Here is a 17,948-nt window from a genome sequence, read left to right as displayed (position 1 = left end):
CGGCTCAGGCGATCAGCCTGAACGCATCACCATCGAAGAGCCCCTTATCGCTGAGCTTGAGGTGCGGGATCACCAGCAGCGCCATGAAGGAGAGCGTCATGTATGGCGCGGCCAGCGTTGAGCCGAGGGCTTTGGCCTCGCGGTCCATGGCGGAGTAGGCATCAGCCACGGTCCAGGCATCGGCATCGCTCATGATGCCAGCCACTGGCAAGGGCAGCACGCGATGGTGACCTCCATCGGCGAGGCTGATGCCGCCCTTGTGCTCGATCACGAGGTTGATGGCGTCGCAAAGGTCCTTATCGTTCGCGCCGATGGCCACGATGTTGTGGCTGTCGTGCGCCACGCTGCCGGCAATGGCGCCGCGCTGCAATCCGGTGCCCGTGATCCATGCCACGGCGGGTGGGGCGTCTGTGTAGCGATTCACCACGGCGATCTTCAGGAGGTCCTTCGCGGGGTCTGGCACGCAATCGCCGCCGCGAACAGTGGGTGGCATCCACCTCTTCCGCGTGATCAATTGTCCGTCGAGGGCTTCGATGCATAAGAGGTCTTCGCCTTGTGCGGCTACGGCGAATTCGGCAATGCGCTTCGGTCCGCAGTTGAAGTTGTTCAGCGCATCAACTGGTACGCGGTCGATGAAGCTTCGTCCTTCCTCAGCGACGAGTTGGCCCCGGATGAAGGTCTTCCTCACCCGGAACTCCTTCAGGTCATCCACCACGATGAAGTCCGCCGGATCGCCCACGCGCAATCGACCTACTGGCAAGGCGTAGTGCCCAATGGGATTGATGCACGCCGCGCGCAGGACTTTGAATACGTCTATCCCACGCGCTACTGCTCGCGCGCAAAGCCCGTTGATGTGGCCTTCCACGAGGCCATCGGGGTGCTTGTCGTCGCTGCACAGCATCATGCAGTGGCTCCAATCGTGCAGCAGGTCGATGAGGGCCTCGAAGTTCTTGGCAGCGCTGCCTTCGCGCACCTGCACGATCATGCCCTGCTCCAATTTGAATCGTGCCTCCTCGGTGGTGAAGCATTCGTGGTCGGTGCTGATGCCGGCCGCGATGTAGCGCGTGGCCATGTCGCCATGCAAGCCGGGCGCGTGCCCATCGATGGGCTTGCCGAGGCGCTTGGCGTGATCAAGCTTCCGCATCATCTCTGCTTCGCCGTTGAGCACGCTGGGGAAGTCCATCACCTCGCTGAGGTAGCGCACTTCCGGGCGGGCGAGCAACCGCCCCACGCCATCGGCATCGATGCGGGCGCCTGCCGTCTCGAAGACGGTTGCCGGCACGCAGCTGGGTGCGCCGAAGAAGAAGTGGAAGGGCACGCGCTGACCGTTGGAGATCATGAATTCCACGCCTTGTTCGCCGAGGATGTTGGCGATCTCATGCGGGTCGCTGATGGTGGCCACGGTGCCATGCAGCACGCCAAGGCGGGCGAATTCGCTGGGCACGAGCATCGAGCTCTCCACGTGCACATGCGCATCGATGAAGCCGGGCATGATGAATCCTTCACCGGGGCCTTCCGCTTGTGCGATTCCCGAGATGCGGCCTTCACTGACCGTTATGCGCGCCTTGGCGATGCGCCCCTCCTCAATACGGACGAGTTGGCCGGTGATGCTGAAATCCGCCATCGGCTTCAGCGCTTGCGCCCGAAGAAGTACCAGAGCGCGATGATCAGGAGCAGCATTCCGACGAAGCCGCCGGCTGCGATGAGCACGAGCTTCATCAGCTTGCCTTTCACCTCCTGCTCCTTGCCATCGATCAGGCCCGCGAGCCCCTTGGACGATTCGCCATCGATGTCCGGGTCGTAGTCAGCGTGGCGGTACCCCTCGTTGAAGGCGGCCATGTCGAGCACGGCGGGCAGCTCATCCTGCACTTCATCAAGGTGGTCCATGGTGCTGATGGCGTTGATCACCAGCACGCCGTAGCGCCCGAGAATGCGGATGTTGTAGTTGAGCACGTTGCGCTCGCTGTCGTCGCTCACCATCTCCTTGGCCCAGTGCAGGGCCATGCGCTCGCGGTCGTAGTAGGGCGGCGAGGCCCAGCCGATGAGCTGCAGCCCGCTGTAGCCTGCCGCACGGCGCTGCACATTGGACAGGCTGTCCTCGTGGATCATGTCGCGGAGCTTGGCGTCGTAGTCGATGCGACCGGCATCGCGGTCATGCACGTATCCGTTCTCCTCGTAGTACACCACGTAGGCGGGGAGGTCATCGTAAACACCGGCCTCAGCTTGAAGCACTATGCCGAGCAAGTCATCGGCTATGGCCGGCGGGTTCTGCCAGACATCCACGAGCAGGTGATAGGACTGGTCAGCTGCGAGGAATTTATGCGTGGGCGGCACATCGATGGTGGCTGCGCCATACGCGAGTTCAATCGTGCCTCCTTGCCAGTTGAAGGCAGCGATGAGGGAATCAATGTCGAGCGGGGCTCGATCATCGAGTGACGCGATGCTATCGGCCTGGGCGAATGAGCACGCAGAGGCGAAGATCACAAAGGCCAGGAACGATGTGCGCATGCGGCGAAGCTAGCCGCCCCGCTCAGTGCCCGAACATCTCCTTCACGCGCTCGAAGAAGCCCTTGTCGCTGGCTGTGGGCTTGGGTTGGAAGCCTGGGCTGCTGCGCAGCTTCTCGAGCGTTGCTTTCTCTTCTTTGCTCAGGTTCGTCGGTGTCCATACGGCCACATGCACGAAGAGATCGCCGTGGCCATGGTGCTGCACGCTAGGCAGGCCCTTGCCCTTGAGGCGCAGGATGTGGTTCGACTGCGTGCCGGGCTCGATCTTGAGTTTGGCCTTTCCGGCGACGATCGGCACTTCGATGCTCGCGCCGAGCGCCGCATCGACCATGCTGATGAAGACCTCATGGTGCAGGTGCATGCCATCGCGGCGCAGTTCGGGGTGCTGCTCCTCTTCGATCACGACGAGCAGGTCGCCGGGCACGCCGCCAGCAGGTGCTTCATTGCCCATGCCGCTGATGTTGAGCTGCATGCCCTCCTCCACGCCAGCTGGGATCTTGATCGGCACCACCACCTCTTCGCGCACGAGGCCGTGCTCGTCGCTGCCGGGCGCGCGCTTGCTCACTGTTTGGCCGATACCGCCACAGGCCGGACAGGTGCTTACGGTCTGCATCTGGCCAATGAAAGTGCTCTGCACGCGACGCACTTGCCCGGAGCCGCCGCAGGTGTGGCAATTCCCGTATTCGCTGCCCTTGCCGCGCACGAGCTTCACCACCTTGATCTTCTTATCCGCGCCGTGAGCGATCTCCTCGAGCGTGAGCTTGATGCGCACGCGCAAGTTGCTGCCCTTGATGGTGCGGCCGCCGCGCTGCTGCCCGAACCCACCGCCGAACCCACCTCCGAAGTGCCCGCCGAAGATGTCGCCGAACTGGGAGAAGATGTCCTCCATGTTCATGCCGCCGCCCTGGAATCCGCCGCCGCCCATCTGCGGACCGGCATGACCGAAGCGGTCGTACTTCGCCTTCTTCTCGGGATCGCTCAGGATCTCATATGCTGAGGCCGCTTCCTTGAAACGCTCTTCCGCAGCCTTGTCACCGGGATTCTTGTCTGGATGGTACTTGATGGCCAGCTTGCGGTAGGCCTTCTTGATTTCATCCGCGCTGGTGTTGCGGTCAACACCGAGCACTTCGTAGGGGTCGCGCTTGCTCATGTTCTCAATCCATGCGGTTCGTTTGGCGAATCACGATTCGCCGCTACTCACCTACGACCACCTTGGCGTACCGGATCACTTTTTCGTGCAGGGTGTAGCCGTTCTCCACCACGTCGATCACTTTGCCCTTCAGTTCTGGGCTAGGGGCCGGGGCCTTGGTGATGGCCTCGTGCTTATCGGTGTCGAAGGCTTGTCCTTTCACATCGGACATCGGCTTCACGCCCTGACTGCCCAGGATGTGCAGCAATTTGCTCTGGATCAGATGGAAGCCCTCGCGGACCACAGCGAGGTCCTCGGTCTTCGCGTTGTTGGCGATCGCGCGTTCCATGTCGTCGAGCACTGGCAGCATGTTCTTCAGCGTGTTCTCGCCCGCGAATTGGATCAGCTCCAAGCGCTCCTTCGCGGTGCGCTTCCGGAAGTTGTCGAATTCGGCGTTCAGGCGCAGCCATTTATCCTTCAGGTCGGCGGCTTCCGCTTTCGCTGCGGCCAGTTGCGCGCTCAACTCACTGATGTCCTCGCGTCCATCGGCTTCGGCATCGTGCATCACGTGCTCAGCGGCTGCTTCGCTTGCTATGGTCAAGGGGTCCTTGGCTTGTTCGTCCTGGGCATCCATCGGCAGGGCCTGTTCGGCAGCCTTGTCAGCAGCCGCCTCGGCCGGGCTGACATCGGGTCGCTCGGTCATGGTCTTTCGTCTCTTTTTGAAGATCATCGCGTGCAGGTCAAGCGCGGTGCCATGAGGCATTTCGCTGACGGGGCGCGAAGGTCGGGGACTTTTTGGCAGGGACACTGGTGCAGCAGGGAGGCGAAAAGGGAAGGCCCCGGTTACCCGAGGCCTTCCGATAGGGGACGTTCAGACTCAGAGGCTCTTCACGTGCTTGTCCAATTCCTGGTGCAGCGCCATGCCGCGCAGGTTCTTGGCGATGATGATGCCGTTGGGGTCAACCAGGAAGCTCATGGGAATGGAACTCACTCCGTAAAGCTGGGAGCCCTGTGATTGCCAGAACTTCAGATCGCTCACGTGATACTTCCAGATGAGGTTGTCTTGGGCAATCGCTTGCTTCCATTGCTCGCGGCTGCGGTCCAGGCTCACGCTGTACACTTCGAAGCCCTTGGCGTTGGTGAACTTGGCTTTGCTGTATTTCTGGTAGGCTGAAACCACGTTCGGGTTCTCCATGCGGCATGGACGGCACCAGCTGGCCCAGAAATCGATGAGCACGAATTTCCCTTTCAGCTCGGAGAGTTTCAGGATCTTGGTGCTGTCGGGATTGAAGAAGGCCAGTTCAGGGGCCTTGTCGCCGATGGCGGTGCCTACTTTGGCTTTGCCTTGCTGTTCATCAGCAGAGGAGCTGCGCGAGGTGAAACCGTAAACGGCCAGCAGGACCACGGCGGAGATGGAGAGGATCTGCGTCTTTGACATGAGGGAGCGGAGATTCATGCGGCGAAAGTAGGTGGGTTGCAGGCGCCGCGCCCAGCCAAGATCGTGCCGGGAGGGGAAGGCAGAGGGCCGGACGGGTCACGAAGCGGCAACAGGCAGTCGGCGAGAGGCTCCATGGCGAAGGAGCCTGCAAACGGCAAACCGCCATCTGCCCGTTGCCTTCTTGGGCTCACGCCACTTCGATCTTGGCCCCGATGGCATTCAGCCTTCCTTCGATGTCCTGGTAGCCGCGGCGGATCTGCTCAATGTGATCGATGGTGCTCACCCCCTCGGCGCTGAGGGCGGCGATGAGCAGCGAGACGCCCGCGCGGATGTCGGGGCTTGTCATGCGGATGGCGCGCAGGGGCCGCTCGAAGTCCTTGCCGATGACCAATGCGCGGTGGGGGTCGCAGAGCGTGATCTGGGCGCCCATCTCGATGAGCTTGTCCGTGAAGAACAGGCGGCTCTCGAACATCTTCTGGTGGATGAGCACATGCCCGCTGGCCTGCGTGGCGGTTACCAGCACGATGCTGAGCAGGTCGGGTGTGAAGCCGGGCCAAGGGTGGTCGCTGATCACACGGTTGCTGCCATCGAGGAAGGGCTCGATCTCGTAGTGCTCCTGGGCAGGCACAAGGATGTCGTCGCCTTGGCGGATCACGGCGATGCCCAGCTTGCGGAACACATCGGGAATGATGCCCAAGTGATCGTAGCCGGTGTCCTTGATGGTGATGGTGCTGCGCGTTAGGGCAGCCAAGCCGATGAAGGAGCCGATCTCGATCATGTCGGGCAGCATGCGGTGCTCGGTTCCGCCCAGCGCTTTCACGCCATCGATGTGCAGCAGGTTGCTGCCGATCCCGTGGATCCGGGCACCCATGCGCACCAGCATGTGGCAGAGCTGCTGGATGTACGGTTCGCAGGCGGCGTTGAAGATGGTGGTGCGCCCCTCGGCGAGCGTGGCGGCCATGACGATGTTCGCCGTGCCGGTCACGCTGGCCTCATCGAGCAGCATGTAGCAGCCCTTCAGCTTCTTGGCCTCGGCGTGGAAGAAGCCTTCCTTCTCATCGTACCGGATGGCGGCGCCGAGGCGCTCGAAGCCGATGAAGTGCGTGTCCATCCGACGCCGGCCGATGCGGTCACCTCCGGGCGAAGGGATGTAGCCGCGACCAAAGCGCGCCAGCGCAGGACCTGCCACCATCACGCTGCCGCGCAAGCTGCCGCCCATGCGCTTGTACTCCGGGTCAAGGAAGAATTCGAGGTTCACATCCTTCGCTTGGAAGCGGTAGCTCCCCGCACCGAGTTTTTCCACCGCTACGCCCATCGCTTTCAACAGGTCGATGAGCTTGTTCACATCCACGATGTCCGGGATGTTGTGGATGGTCATCGGCTCGGCGGTGAGCAGCACGGCGCAGAGGATCTGCAAGGCCTCGTTCTTCGCTCCTTGAGGTACGAGTTCGCCTTTCAGCCGTCGTCCGCCTTCGATCCGGAAACTGTTCATGGTGTTCGCGTTGCCGCGAAGCAAGAACGCGGGTGGCGCCGTTGTCCGTGCGTGGGCGACGGGGTACTAACAGACCGTTGTGTTTCGCTACGGTAGAGTTGAACGTAGGGGCCAACACACAGGGCCGCGCTAACAGGTTGAAGGTTGCAGGTTGAGGCCAACGCACAGGGCCACGCCAACAGCTTGAGGGTTGTTGCTTGTCGCTCCGCTCGCACTGTCCGGTTGAGGGTTGAAGGCCGGGATCAACGTAACGGGCCATGCCCACCAGTTGCAAGTTGATGGTTACGAAACCCCCAACCTCGAATCAACCCCAACCCTCAACCCCGAATCAACATCCAACCTGCAACCCTTAATATCTGTTCTTCCTCTTCTTCCGGTGCCGTTTCTTACCGCCGCCGCCACCTTCCTGGTTGGCGTAGCGGGCCTTGCGCGGGTCCACCTCGCTGCGCGGACCGTTGCGCTGGGTGCTCAGCAACGAATCCGTGCTGGCCAATTGGGTGTCGGGTGCAAGACGGATCTTCCCGCCGCTCATGTCGGCGAGGTCCTTCAGGATCAGGCCGTCTGGCACGGTATCGCGGTTCCAAGCGAGGAACTGCCGCTTCATCAGGTTGGCGATGAGCTTGGCGTAGGCCTCGCGCTTCTCGCCGGCTTCCATCGCCGCGCATTGCGCGATCATGCGCTCCACCAATTTGCCATAGTGGCCGTTCTTGATGTCGCCTTGCGGATAGGCCACGCGAGCGGGCTTGCTCTCCAGCTCTTCCGGCGCGGGCATGGGATAGGGGGCATCCACATCGAGCTTGAAATCGCTCATGATCCAGAGGTGGTCCCAGAGCATGCGCTCAAAGTTGTCGCTGTTGCGCAGTTGCGGATTCAAGCGCGCGATCACCTGGATGATGGCCTTGGCCGAGCGCGTGCGGCGCTCACGGTCCTCCATCTCCATGCACATCTCCACCATGCGCTGCACATTGCGGCCGTACTCGGGGATGATCAGGCGCGGGCGCTGGGTATTGTAGTCGAAGGTCACGGCATTCATGCGGGATCGGGTCGGGGACGCCTCAGCATCTTGGAGGCGGCGGCGCTGCGGCGGCAGCGCGCGGACGAAAGTAGGGAAGGCACGGCACTAGCCGCCGTCGCGATAGAGCCTTACCCACGCGGGGTCCTGCATGTCGCGGAGCAGGCGCAGCGCGTCCTTGCCGAAGTAAGGCCCCTGCCAGTGCGGATGCATTGGTTCGCGGTATGCCTGCAGCATGATCTGCTGTCGGGGAGATGGCGCCGACTCCTCGGCGCTCCAACCCAGGCCCTGGCCAGCAACTGGCGCGTCTCGGAAACGGAGCTTCCAGAGGTTCCGGATCGGAAGGCATTCCAATCCGCTCCGGACCGTGCCGTGCTCCAGCCGCGGGCCGCAATTCTGAATGCCGTACTCCTCGAATAGGTCGATGCCCTCAATGTTCGCTGGGCTCTCTTCGAGGCCGGCCATTTGCAGGATGAAGGCCTCGGTCCGGATAGGGCGGCTTTCCACCACCGCTCCGTTGAGCACCGAATAGATGAAGAGCGTGTAAAATTGACCCTGAGCATTCGGGTTCAGGGTGAAGCCGAATTCGCGGTTCGCATATGGCCGATCTGGCTGAGCGCATAAGGAGCTCAGCAGCAAGGAAAGCAATGCAAGTAGAAACCGATTGGTTGGCACGTGATAAAGTTGATCGGGCTTGCAAGCCGATCGGTTGAACGGAACATCGTGCCAGGGAGTTGGCGCTCAGCGCAAGCTCATCACCTCGTTGAGCAGCCTGGGAAGCGATCCCTCCGGCGCCTCATCATCGAAGTGGCTCAGCACACAATGCACATGCCGTCCGCGCACCTCGGCCGTTAGGTAATAGGCAATGATCGTGCGCCCGGTCTGTCCAACGGCACGGACGATGCCCGGCACCTTGTATGCGATCCGGACCGCGCCGGCTTCAACGCCCTCGAAGGTCACCGGGACCGTATCCCGCGAAACGACCTCGCGTTCGATGATGGTGGCGTTCAGTTGAGCATCAAGCCTTGCCCTTGCGCGATCATGATCGGTGGTCACCCCCCAATTCACCTGGCCCAACCCGGAGCATTGGCAATTGTGGGGCGCCATCCAGTGGCAGGCTGTTCCAAGCTTGATGACCCTGCCGCAGAAAGCGATCTCATTGGCGGGCTGGACCACGGTTGGAACGAAGGATATACCCATTGCGAGCAGACGCTCAACCACGGCATGCTCGAAAACGGGATCTCCGGCAATGGGAGCAGCGAAGCCGATTACCCAGTACTTCGATGGGCCATTGGGGAGGAAGTAGAAGCGCTGATGCAGCCCGCTCACAGTATCGCTGGTAGCATAAGTAGTGTTCGGCAGCGCCCATCGGGCATCATCCTTTGAGGCGACCACCGCCTTTGGCAATAGGCGCTTCAAGGTTTTCTCATAGGCCTTGTGGCCCGGCGGCCAATCATGGCTCTTGATCGCCATGGAGTACCCGTTGCCTTCGATGTGCAGGCGCTGTTCCTGGTCCATCATGCCGACCATTTCGGCGAACACATGTTGATAGGGATCCGCTATTGCCTGATTGCCATCGGCAACGAGGGTTTGGCACCATGCGATGCATGGAAGCAAACAGGCAGCTATCAAGGGAATCGTTGAGTGGCGCATTTTCAACTCCTACAACATCACTCCTCCAACACCGTCAGCTTCGCGAACCGTAGCAGCAATTGCTTCTGCCCTGCACTAGGGAAGAAGACCGTCGCTTTCAGTTCCGGTGCATTGCCTTCCACCTTCAGCACCTTGCCCTTGCCGAAGCGCTCGTGCTCCACGGTCTGGCCTTCCTGCAGGTCAGGGACAAGCCCACCCAAGGTGCGCGTGGCTTGCAAGGGAGTCCCACTTGCGCTGATGCGCTTAAGGTTCTTGCGCTCCGGCTCGGTGGACGCGGGTGTGCGTGTTGCCGGTGCCGGCTTGGAGTAGGGTGCTGCCTTCGCGATCCCGGGTGCGCTGCGCTCGCGTCCATAGATGGGTCGTGATGCTTGCTCGTCACTGCCTCGGTCGCTTGATGCCGTCTTCCGCGCCCAAGGCGGCGTGCCTTTATCGAAGCCGGGGAAGAGTGATGGACGTTCCGCCTGCCTCGGCATCTCCAGGTACTTCGGGTCGATCTCGTCGATGAAGCGGCTGGGCTCGCTGGCCGTGAGATTGCCCCACTTGTACCGGCTCATCGCGTAGCTGAGCGTGCAGCGCTTCTCGGCGCGCGTGATGGCCACATAAAAGAGGCGGCGCTCCTCCTCGAGGTCGGCGCGGCTTTGCATCGAAAGGGTGTTGGGGAAGAGGTCCTCTTCAAGCCCCACCACATGCACGTACGGGAACTCAAGTCCCTTCGCGCTGTGGATGGTCATCAGGCTCACGCGGTCGTTGTCGTTGGGGTCGTCCTTGTCGGCATCGGTGAGCAGGGCCACATCGATCAGGAAGTCGCTGAGCGTGCGCGGTACATCGGTGCCTTCGGCCTGCGCATCGCTGAACTCCTTCATGCCCGCGATCAGCTCCATGATGTTCTCGTAGCGGCTCACGCCCTCGGGCGTCTTGTCCGCGAAGAGGTCCTTCAGGATGCCGGTCCGTCGTGCGATTTCCTCACCCAGCACGGCCGCGCTGTGCGTGGGCAGCTGCGCTTGAAAAGCTTGGATCATGAGCACGAAATCAGCGATGGCCTTGCGCGTGCCACCGTGCACATCGAGTTCTTGCAGATGCTGCAGGATCAAATCCCAGATGGGCATCTGCTTCGCGGTAGCGGCCACCACGAGCTTGTCGATCGTGGTCTGCCCAATGCCGCGCGTGGGATAGTTGATCACGCGTTTCAGGGCCTCTTCATCGCGTGGATTGCATACGAGGCGGAAGTAGCTGATGAGGTCCTTGATCTCCTTGCGCTGGTAGAAGCTGAGGCCGCCGTAGATGCGGTAGGGGAGGTTGAGCTTGCGCAGCGCCTCTTCCATGCTGCGGCTCTGCGCGTTGGTGCGGTACAGGATCGCGAAGCCCTTGTTCGGCACCTGGTTCTGCATCTTGGTCTCGAAGATGCTGTGGGCCACGAAGGCGCCTTCCTCGTTGTCGCTCAGCGAGCGATGCACCTTGATCTTGTCGCCCTCGCCGTTGTCGGTCCAGATGGTCTTGTGGATCTGGTCCTTGTTCTTCTCGATGAGCGAATTCGCCGCTCCCACGATGGTCTTGGTGCTGCGGTAGTTCTGCTCGAGCTTGAAGAGCTTGTGGTCGGCGTAGTCGCTGCGGAAGTTGAGGATGTTCTGGATGTTCGCTCCGCGGAAGGCGTAGATGCTCTGGCTGTCGTCGCCCACGACGGTGATGTTCTCATGGCGCGCAGCCAGCGTCTTCACGATGCTGTACTGCACCGCGTTCGTATCCTGGTACTCGTCCACGAGCAAGTATTGGAAGCGGCTCTGGTACTTCACCATGGCATCCGGGTGGTCGCGGAAGAGCAGGGCCGTGTTGTAGAGCAGGTCGTCGAAGTCCATGGCGCCGGAGCGGAAGCATTTCTCCGCATAGGCCTTGTAGATCTCGCCCAGCTTCTCGCGGCCAACAGCTGCATCACCGGCCATCAGCTCGCCGTTCGCGAGGTACTCGAGGGGGCCGATGAGGTTGTTCTTCGCGATGCTGATGCGCGCGTGCACCTGGTTCGGCTTGTACAGCTTGTCGTCGAGCTGCCACTCCTTGAGGATGGCCTTGATGACGCTGCGGCTGTCGTCGGTATCGTAGATCGTGAAGTCCTTCGGGTAGCCGAGCTTGTCGGCCTCGATGCGCAGGATGCGCGCGAACACGCTGTGGAAGGTGCCCATCCACAGGTTTCGCGCCTCGCCGCTCTGTGGCCCGAGGATCTTGGCGATCCGCTCCTTCATCTCCCGCGCGGCCTTGTTGGTGAAGGTGAGCGCGAGGATGCGGAAGGGGTCCACGCCCTTGGCGGCCATCAGGTGGGCGATGCGCACGGTGAGCACGCGCGTCTTGCCGCTGCCCGCGCCGGCGATCACCATCATGGGTCCGTCCGTGGCCTCCACGGCGGCGCGCTGCGCGGGGTTCAAGCCGTCGAGATAATTCATGAGGCGCCGAAGGTAGACCGATGCCGACCGGAGCTCAGCGCTTGTCGAAGGCCGGCTTGGTACCCAGGCGATAGCAAGCCGCATTGCCTCGACCCGTGATGATCAGGTTGCCGTCGATGGTCGCTTCCTTCAGGTCCCTTGTCGCCGTGGCAGTGCTCAGCCAGGGGTGGAAGGCCATGTAGTCTCTGCGGCGGAAGGGCTGGTCCTTGTTGCTGCCGCGTTGACGGTGGAGGAGGAAGGAAGCGATGCGGTCGTTGCTGGTGCTCACTGGGTCGCGTGCGGCGAGCAGTTCCGCCAGGGCTTCCTCAATGCGCTCGAGCAGATAAACGATGAAGCCTCCGCAGTCACCGCGGCGATCAGCATATTCGAGGGCCGCGTGATAGGCCGGTTCGCGCCTGTGGATGAAGGCCTCGATGGGCAGGTAGGCGAACACGGGCCAATGGCGCATGAGCAAGGCCCGCTGCCAAAGACGGGCGAGCCTTCCGTTGCCGGCGCTGAAGGGCCGCAGGTAGATCAAGCCGAAGTGCAGCACGCAACCAGTGATCAGCGCAGGGAAATCATCTTCCTCCGCATAGCGCAGCAATTCCTGCACAGCCACGGGCAGGCCTTTGGCCGAAGCCGTTCGCAACGGCTGGGGGTCGCCATAGAAGACCTCCATGCTGCCGCTGCGGTAATGGCCGGCATCAACGGCCAAGCCGTGCATGAGCACTCCGTGGGCATGGCGCAGGTCATGATCAGCGAAGGGGTCGAGTGAGGCAAGCAGGTCATGGGTCCGGTGGGTGTTCAAGGCTTCCAACGCGGCAGGTCCTTGGGTGCTGGCCGTATGGTCATCCGCGAGGGCAGCAACGGGAAGGGTGGCGAGTTGCCCGCCTTCGATGGCCAGTGTAGCGTGAACGATGCTGGCGCGGTATGCCTTGCCCAAGTTGGACGGAGGGAGTTCCATGTGCCGTGCTTCCACCTGTCCGAGCTGCTCATGGATCCGTCCCAATAAGCCCAAGATGCGCGGACTGATGGAATAGTAGGTGATGCTGGCTACGTCCATTCAAATCAAATGATGCGAACAAAGGTAGAAGTGGATAACCAGAAACGTGCTTTCGCGCTCGCGTCTTTTACCCTGTCCATAGGCAGTCCAACATCAGGCTGAAAGGGTGGACTCAAATTACAGACAATCAATATGTTATACTGATATTGTGGAGGGTTATTTCCAATCGGATCCAAACAGGAATTTGCCTGCCGCATAGAAAATTCATTCAACACCAACTCGTGGGAAAGTGATTTCGGATACTTTCGCAGCCCGTTTTCCGCCAGAAAAACCCGGAAACGCCTGAAAGTCAAGCCGAAAGCCCTCATGCCAACCATTCAGCAGCTCATCCGCAAAGGCCGCGAGAACCCGGTTTACAAGAGCAAGTCCATTGCTCTGAAGTCGTGCCCGCAGCGCCGTGGCGTGTGCACCAAGGTGTACACCACCACCCCGAAGAAGCCGAACTCGGCCCTCCGCAAGGTGGCCAAGGTTCGCTTGGTGAACGGGTATGAGGTGATTGCCTACATCGGCGGCGAGGGCCACAACCTGCAAGAGCACAGCATCGTGCTGGTGCGCGGCGGCAGGGTGAAGGACCTGCCCGGCGTGAAGTACCACATCGTGCGTGGCGTGCTCGACACCAGCGGTGTTGAGGGACGCAACCAGCGCCGCAGCAAGTACGGAACCAAGAAGCCCAAGGCCGGTGCCGCTCCCGCCAAGAAGAAGTAAGCGCTAACGGAAAAGGAACAGGAACATGCGCAAGAAAGCAGTCAAGCACACCACGCTCCCCGACCCCAAGTTCGGCGATGAGCAGGTGACCAAGTTCGTGAACAACCTGATGTACGACGGCAAGAAGAGCAAGTCGTTCGACATCTTCTATGGCGCGATCGACATCGTTGCCGAGAAGAGCGGTGAGGACGGCCTCGAGGTGTTCCGCAAGGCGCTCACCAACGTGACGCCGCAAGTGGAGGTTCGAACCCGTCGCGTGGGCGGTGCCAACTTCCAGATCCCGCAGCAGGTTCGCGAGGAGCGCAAGAAGAGCCTGGCCATGAAATGGCTGATCGGTTACGCGCGCAGCCGCAACGAGCGCAGCATGGCCCAGAAGCTGGCCAATGAGATCCTCGCAGCCAGCAAGGAGGAAGGCGCAGCCTACAAGAAGAAGGAGGAAGTCCACAAGATGGCCGAGGCCAACAAGGCCTTCAGCCATTTCCGGTTCTGATAACGCAGGTAGAGCAAGCGAGCAATGGCCAAACGGGACCTGACATACACGCGGAACATCGGCATCATGGCCCACATCGATGCGGGCAAGACGACGACGTCCGAGCGCATCCTGTACTACACCGGCTTGGTGCACAAGATCGGCGAGGTGCACGATGGAGCGGCCACCATGGATTGGATGGAGCAAGAGCAGGAGCGGGGGATCACCATCACCAGCGCTGCCACCACCACCAGCTGGAACTACCGCGACAACAAGTACAAGATCAACCTGATCGACACCCCGGGACACGTGGATTTCACGGTCGAGGTGGAGCGCAGCCTGCGCGTGCTCGATGGTGCCGTCGCCTTGTTCTGTGCCGTGGGCGGCGTTGAGCCCCAGAGTGAGACCGTATGGCGTCAGGCCAACAAGTACAAGGTGCCGCGCATCGGATTCGTGAACAAGATGGACCGCAGCGGGGCCGACTTCTTCAACGTAGTGTCGCAGATCCGTGAGCGCTTGGGCGCCAACCCGGTTCCGTTGCAGGTGCCGATCGGGGCAGAAGCCGATTTCAAGGGCGTGGTTGACCTGATCAACAACCGCGCGATGGTTTGGAACGAGGCGGACCAGGGCATGACCTGGAACGAGATCCCCATTCCCGCGGATCTCACCGAAACGGTGAAGGAGTGGCGCGACAAGCTCATTGAGGCCGTTGCCGAGAGCGACGACTCTTTGATGGAGAAGTACTTCAGCGATCCCGACTCGCTCACCGAAGCGGAGATCATGAACGCCATCCGCAAGAGCACGATCAGCATGAGCATCACGCCGATCCTTTGCGGCAGCGCCTTCAAGAACAAGGGGGTGCAGACCATGCTCGATGCGGTGATGGCCTACCTGCCCAGCCCGGTTGACATCGACGCGGTGACCGGAATCAACCCCGACACGGATCAGGAAGTGATCCGCAAGCCGGACCCCGATGAGCCCTTCGCCGGTCTGGCCTTCAAGATCGCCACGGACCCCTTCGTGGGCCGCCTGGCCTTCTTCCGGGCGTACAGCGGCGTGCTCGAGGCAGGCAGCTATGTGCAGAACACCCGGAGCGGCAAGAAGGAGCGCATCAGCCGCATCTTCCAGATGCACTCCAACAAGCAGAACCCGGTAGAGCGCATCGAAGCCGGCGATATCGGCGCTGCAGTGGGCTTCAAGGACATCCGCACGGGCGATACGCTTTGTGACGAGAACAACCCGATCATCCTCGAGAGCATGAGCTTCCCCGAGCCCGTGATCGGTATCGCGGTGGAGCCCAAGACCCAAGCCGACCTGGACAAGATGGGCGCGGCTTTGGCCAAGCTGGCCGAGGAGGACCCCACCTTCAAGGTGCACACCGACGAAGAGACCGGCCAGACCGTGATCAGCGGCATGGGCGAACTGCACCTGGAGATCCTGGTGGACCGCATGAAGCGCGAGTTCAAAGTGGAATGCAACCAGGGCGCGCCTCAGGTGAAGTACAAGGAGGCCATCACCGGATCGGTGGAGCACCGCGAGCTTTACAAGAAGCAGACAGGCGGCCGGGGCAAATTCGCCGACATCCATGTGCGCATCGAGCCGCAGACCGATCCAGCCAAGCTGGGCCTCGAGTTCATCGATGAGATCAAGGGCGGTGCGATTCCCAAGGAATTCATCGGACCCGTATCCAAGGGTTTCGAGGCTTCCTTGAAGAACGGCGTGCTCGCGGGCTTCCCGATGGAGAGCCTGAAGGTGACGCTCTATGACGGCTCCTTCCACAACGTGGACTCCGATGCCCTCAGCTTCGAGATCTGCGCGAAGGCCGCATTCCGCACCGCCGTGCCCAAGTGCAAGCCGGTGCTCATGGAGCCGATCATGAAGATCGAAGTGATCACGCCGGAAGAGAACATGGGCGATATCGTCGGTGACCTGAACCGTCGCCGCGGCACCATCATGGGCATGGAAGACCGCTCGGGGGCCAAGGCCATCAAGGGCACCGTGCCGCTGAGCGAGATGTTCGGCTATGTGACCTCGCTGCGCACGCTCTCGAGCGGCCGCGCCAGCAGCACCATGGAATTCAGCCACTACGTGCCCGCCCCCAACAACATCACCGAGGCCGTGCTGGCCAAGGTGCGTGGAAAAGTGTCAGCCTAACACGGCAAGCCAGATGACCCAGAAGATCCGGATCAAGCTCAAATCCTACGACCACAACCTGGTCGATAAGAGCGCGGAGAAGATCGTGAAGACGGTGAAGACCACCGGCGCCGTGGTGAGCGGCCCCATTCCCCTGCCCACCCACAAGCGCTCCTTCACCGTGCTGCGCAGCCCGCACGTGAACAAGAAGGCCCGTGAGCAATTCCAACTGTGCAGCTATAAGCGCATGATGGACATCTACAGCTCGTCGAGCAAGACCATTGATGCCCTGATGAAGCTGGAGCTCCCCAGCGGCGTGGAGGTGGAGATCAAAGTCTGACCGGGAACCATAGCCAATAGCAGTTCTCGACTCAACAACAGCAGCCATGAGCGGATTGATCGGAAAGAAAATCGGGATGACAAGCCTGTTCGATACGGACGGCAGCCTTGTGGCTTGCACCGTGATCGAGGCTGCGCCCAACGTGGTCAGCCACGTGAAGACCCAAGAGAAGGACGGCTACCAGGCCGTGCAACTGGCCTACGGCGAGCGTCGCGCCAAGAGCTCGAACGCTGCGGAAATGGGCCACTACAAGAAGGCCAACACCACCCCCAAGGTGAAGGCGCACGAGTTCAAGGAGTTCGAGACCGAGCTGAAGCTGGGCGATACCGTGGGCGTTGACCTCTTCGAGGAAGGCAGCTTCGTGACCGTTACCGGCAACAGCAAGGGCAAGGGCTTCCAAGGCGTGGTGAAGCGCCACGGATTCAGCGGCGTGGGTGAGGCCACCCACGGCCAGCACGACCGCAGCCGCGCACCGGGATCGCTCGGCGGGAGCTCGTACCCCAGCCGCGTGTTCAAGGGCATGCGCATGGCCGGCCGCACCGGCGGCAACAAGATCACCACCGAGAACCTCAAGGTGGTGAAGGTGGACGCGACCAAGAACCTGTTGCTGCTCAAGGGCACCGTTCCCGGTGCCAAGGGCAGTTACGTGATCATCTGGAAGTAAGATGGAAATCGAGATCTACAGCAAGGACGGAAAGTCCACCGGCAAAAGGGCCAAGCTGAACGATGCGGTGTTCGCCATCGAGCAGCCCAACGACCACGCCATCTGGCTGGACGTGAAGCAGCACCTGGCCAACAAGCGCCAAGGCACCGCCAAGACGCTCGAGAAGAGCGAGGTGAGCGGCAGCAGCAAGAAGCTGCATCGGCAGAAGGGCACCGGCGGCAGCCGCAAAGGCTCCATCAAGAGCCCGCTCTTCCCAGGTGGCGCCCGTGTTTTCGGCCCAAAGCCGCGCGATTACCACTTCAAGCTGAACAAGAAGGTGAAGGACCTGGCCCGTCGCAGCGCCCTCACCTACAAGGCCAAGGACGGCGCCATCAAAGTGCTTGACAGTGCCGCGATGAGCGCCCCTAAAACCAGTGAATTCGCAGCCCTTCTCAAGGCCTTTGAACTCGGCGCGCGCAAAGCCGTGCTGGTGGTGCCCTCCAAGGACGAGAACCTGCTCCTCAGCAGCCGCAACCTGCAGCGCGCACGTGTGGTGGTGGCCAGCGAGCTCAGCACCTACGATATCATGAACGCCAACGGACTGATCATCGCCAAGGACGCGATCGCCCCGTTGGAGGCAATCCTTACCAAGTAAGCCATGAGCCAGATCATCATCCGACCGATCGTCACGGAAAAGCTCACGGCCCAGGGCGAGAAGGAGAACCGCTATGGCTTCGTGGTTGACCGCACCAGCAACAAGGTGCAGATCAAGCAGGCCGTGGAGAAGGAGTACAACGTCACCGTGACCGGCGTGCGCACCATGATCAGCCACGGCAAGCGCCGCACGCGCTACACCAAGAGCCTGATCCTGCGCGGCCGCACTCCCGCCGTGAAGAAGGCCATCGTCACCGTGAAAGCCGGTGAGACCATCGACCTCTACAGCAGCATCTAAGCC

The 17,948-nt window shown here is 61.4% G+C and carries 18 protein-coding genes; 7 read left to right on the top strand and 11 right to left on the bottom strand.

Features of this window, described 5'->3' with window-relative positions:
* Positions 1–4: 4 nt before the first annotated feature.
* The 11 genes from ade to IPM12_01125 all read right to left on the bottom strand — a co-directional run bounded on the left by ade (position 5) and on the right by IPM12_01125 (position 12,703).
* The gene (ade, locus tag IPM12_01175) at positions 5–1,624 is read right to left on the bottom strand and encodes an adenine deaminase (protein MBK9146411.1); all 1,620 of its coding nucleotides are present in this window, start codon (positions 1,622–1,624) and stop codon (positions 5–7) included.
* A 5-nt stretch (positions 1,625–1,629) separates the two neighbouring features.
* A complete protein-coding gene (locus tag IPM12_01170; protein ID MBK9146410.1) occupies positions 1,630–2,508 on the bottom strand; it encodes a DUF2167 domain-containing protein in 879 nt (292 codons plus the stop codon).
* Positions 2,509–2,530: 22 nt separating this feature from the next.
* Positions 2,531–3,655 carry a molecular chaperone DnaJ gene (gene dnaJ, locus IPM12_01165; GenBank protein MBK9146409.1) on the bottom strand — a complete coding sequence of 375 codons (1,125 nt, stop codon included), beginning with the start codon at positions 3,653–3,655 and terminating at the stop codon, positions 2,531–2,533.
* A 43-nt stretch (positions 3,656–3,698) separates the two neighbouring features.
* Positions 3,699–4,199 (bottom strand): nucleotide exchange factor GrpE, encoded by a 501-nt coding sequence (locus IPM12_01160; GenBank protein ID MBK9146408.1) that lies wholly within the window; start codon positions 4,197–4,199, stop codon positions 3,699–3,701.
* Between the two features lie 312 nt (positions 4,200–4,511).
* A complete protein-coding gene (locus tag IPM12_01155; GenBank protein ID MBK9146407.1) occupies positions 4,512–5,072 on the bottom strand; it encodes a TlpA family protein disulfide reductase in 561 nt (186 codons plus the stop codon).
* Between the two features lie 187 nt (positions 5,073–5,259).
* The gene (gene murA, locus IPM12_01150) at positions 5,260–6,564 is read right to left on the bottom strand and encodes a UDP-N-acetylglucosamine 1-carboxyvinyltransferase (GenBank protein ID MBK9146406.1); all 1,305 of its coding nucleotides are present in this window, start codon (positions 6,562–6,564) and stop codon (positions 5,260–5,262) included.
* A gap of 349 nt (positions 6,565–6,913) precedes the next feature.
* On the bottom strand, positions 6,914–7,597 hold the full coding sequence (locus IPM12_01145) for a DUF4290 domain-containing protein (protein MBK9146405.1): 684 nt from the start codon (positions 7,595–7,597) through the stop codon (positions 6,914–6,916).
* Positions 7,598–7,684: 87 nt separating this feature from the next.
* Positions 7,685–8,215, bottom strand: a complete 531-nt coding sequence (locus tag IPM12_01140; protein ID MBK9146404.1) for a hypothetical protein — start codon at positions 8,213–8,215, stop codon at positions 7,685–7,687.
* A 102-nt stretch (positions 8,216–8,317) separates the two neighbouring features.
* Complete coding sequence (locus tag IPM12_01135) at positions 8,318–9,097, bottom strand: hypothetical protein (protein MBK9146403.1); 780 nt, start codon at positions 9,095–9,097, stop codon at positions 8,318–8,320.
* A 149-nt stretch (positions 9,098–9,246) separates the two neighbouring features.
* Positions 9,247–11,661, bottom strand: a complete 2,415-nt coding sequence (locus IPM12_01130; GenBank protein MBK9146402.1) for a UvrD-helicase domain-containing protein — start codon at positions 11,659–11,661, stop codon at positions 9,247–9,249.
* A gap of 34 nt (positions 11,662–11,695) precedes the next feature.
* Positions 11,696–12,703, bottom strand: coding sequence for a Fic family protein (locus IPM12_01125; protein MBK9146401.1), 1,008 nt, complete (start codon positions 12,701–12,703; stop codon positions 11,696–11,698).
* Positions 12,704–13,009: 306 nt separating this feature from the next.
* On the opposite strand from IPM12_01125, the gene IPM12_01120 reads away from it, so the two are divergent.
* From IPM12_01120 to rplW, 7 genes are read left to right on the top strand one after another with little or no spacing between them, the layout of a single operon-like run.
* Entirely contained in the window at positions 13,010–13,408 is a 399-nt protein-coding gene (locus IPM12_01120; GenBank protein MBK9146400.1) for a 30S ribosomal protein S12, read from the top strand.
* Positions 13,409–13,433: 25 nt separating this feature from the next.
* Positions 13,434–13,898 (top strand): 30S ribosomal protein S7, encoded by a 465-nt coding sequence (gene rpsG, locus IPM12_01115; GenBank protein ID MBK9146399.1) that lies wholly within the window; start codon positions 13,434–13,436, stop codon positions 13,896–13,898.
* 24 nt (positions 13,899–13,922) lie between these two features.
* Positions 13,923–16,031, top strand: a complete 2,109-nt coding sequence (gene fusA / locus IPM12_01110) for an elongation factor G (GenBank protein ID MBK9146398.1) — start codon at positions 13,923–13,925, stop codon at positions 16,029–16,031.
* Positions 16,032–16,044: 13 nt separating this feature from the next.
* On the top strand, positions 16,045–16,350 hold the full coding sequence (rpsJ, locus tag IPM12_01105; protein ID MBK9146397.1) for a 30S ribosomal protein S10: 306 nt from the start codon (positions 16,045–16,047) through the stop codon (positions 16,348–16,350).
* 46 nt (positions 16,351–16,396) lie between these two features.
* Positions 16,397–17,014, top strand: a complete 618-nt coding sequence (gene rplC / locus IPM12_01100; protein ID MBK9146396.1) for a 50S ribosomal protein L3 — start codon at positions 16,397–16,399, stop codon at positions 17,012–17,014.
* Between the two features lies 1 nt (position 17,015).
* Positions 17,016–17,648: a 50S ribosomal protein L4 gene (gene rplD, locus IPM12_01095; GenBank protein ID MBK9146395.1), complete on the top strand. Its 633-nt coding sequence runs from the start codon at positions 17,016–17,018 to the stop codon at positions 17,646–17,648.
* 3 nt (positions 17,649–17,651) lie between these two features.
* Positions 17,652–17,945 carry a 50S ribosomal protein L23 gene (rplW, locus tag IPM12_01090; GenBank protein ID MBK9146394.1) on the top strand — a complete coding sequence of 98 codons (294 nt, stop codon included), beginning with the start codon at positions 17,652–17,654 and terminating at the stop codon, positions 17,943–17,945.
* Positions 17,946–17,948 lie beyond the last annotated feature (3 nt).

The sequence above is a fragment of the Flavobacteriales bacterium genome (genome assembly GCA_016716605.1).
In the GTDB taxonomy this organism is placed as follows: Bacteria; Bacteroidota; Bacteroidia; order Flavobacteriales_F; family PHOS-HE28; genus PHOS-HE28.
The sequence above is the reverse complement of the archived record's forward strand: the minus strand, read 5'-3'. Positions and strand labels throughout refer to the sequence as shown.

Coding starts and splice junctions, on each gene's coding strand:
- fusA (MBK9146398.1), top strand. CDS start 13,923: ATGGCCAAACGGGACCTGACATACACGCGGAACATCGGCATCATGGCC.
- rpsG (MBK9146399.1), top strand. CDS start 13,434: ATGCGCAAGAAAGCAGTCAAGCACACCACGCTCCCCGACCCCAAGTTC.
- rplW (MBK9146394.1), top strand. CDS start 17,652: ATGAGCCAGATCATCATCCGACCGATCGTCACGGAAAAGCTCACGGCC.
- IPM12_01145 (MBK9146405.1), bottom strand. CDS start 7,597: ATGAATGCCGTGACCTTCGACTACAATACCCAGCGCCCGCGCCTGATC.
- rplD (MBK9146395.1), top strand. CDS start 17,016: ATGGAAATCGAGATCTACAGCAAGGACGGAAAGTCCACCGGCAAAAGG.
- IPM12_01170 (MBK9146410.1), bottom strand. CDS start 2,508: ATGCGCACATCGTTCCTGGCCTTTGTGATCTTCGCCTCTGCGTGCTCA.
- rplC (MBK9146396.1), top strand. CDS start 16,397: ATGAGCGGATTGATCGGAAAGAAAATCGGGATGACAAGCCTGTTCGAT.
- IPM12_01155 (MBK9146407.1), bottom strand. CDS start 5,072: ATGTCAAAGACGCAGATCCTCTCCATCTCCGCCGTGGTCCTGCTGGCC.
- IPM12_01160 (MBK9146408.1), bottom strand. CDS start 4,199: ATGCACGATGCCGAAGCCGATGGACGCGAGGACATCAGTGAGTTGAGC.
- IPM12_01120 (MBK9146400.1), top strand. CDS start 13,010: ATGCCAACCATTCAGCAGCTCATCCGCAAAGGCCGCGAGAACCCGGTT.
- ade (MBK9146411.1), bottom strand. CDS start 1,624: ATGGCGGATTTCAGCATCACCGGCCAACTCGTCCGTATTGAGGAGGGG.
- IPM12_01135 (MBK9146403.1), bottom strand. CDS start 9,097: ATGATGGACCAGGAACAGCGCCTGCACATCGAAGGCAACGGGTACTCC.
- IPM12_01130 (MBK9146402.1), bottom strand. CDS start 11,661: ATGAATTATCTCGACGGCTTGAACCCCGCGCAGCGCGCCGCCGTGGAG.
- rpsJ (MBK9146397.1), top strand. CDS start 16,045: ATGACCCAGAAGATCCGGATCAAGCTCAAATCCTACGACCACAACCTG.
- dnaJ (MBK9146409.1), bottom strand. CDS start 3,655: ATGAGCAAGCGCGACCCCTACGAAGTGCTCGGTGTTGACCGCAACACC.
- IPM12_01125 (MBK9146401.1), bottom strand. CDS start 12,703: ATGGACGTAGCCAGCATCACCTACTATTCCATCAGTCCGCGCATCTTG.
- murA (MBK9146406.1), bottom strand. CDS start 6,564: ATGAACAGTTTCCGGATCGAAGGCGGACGACGGCTGAAAGGCGAACTC.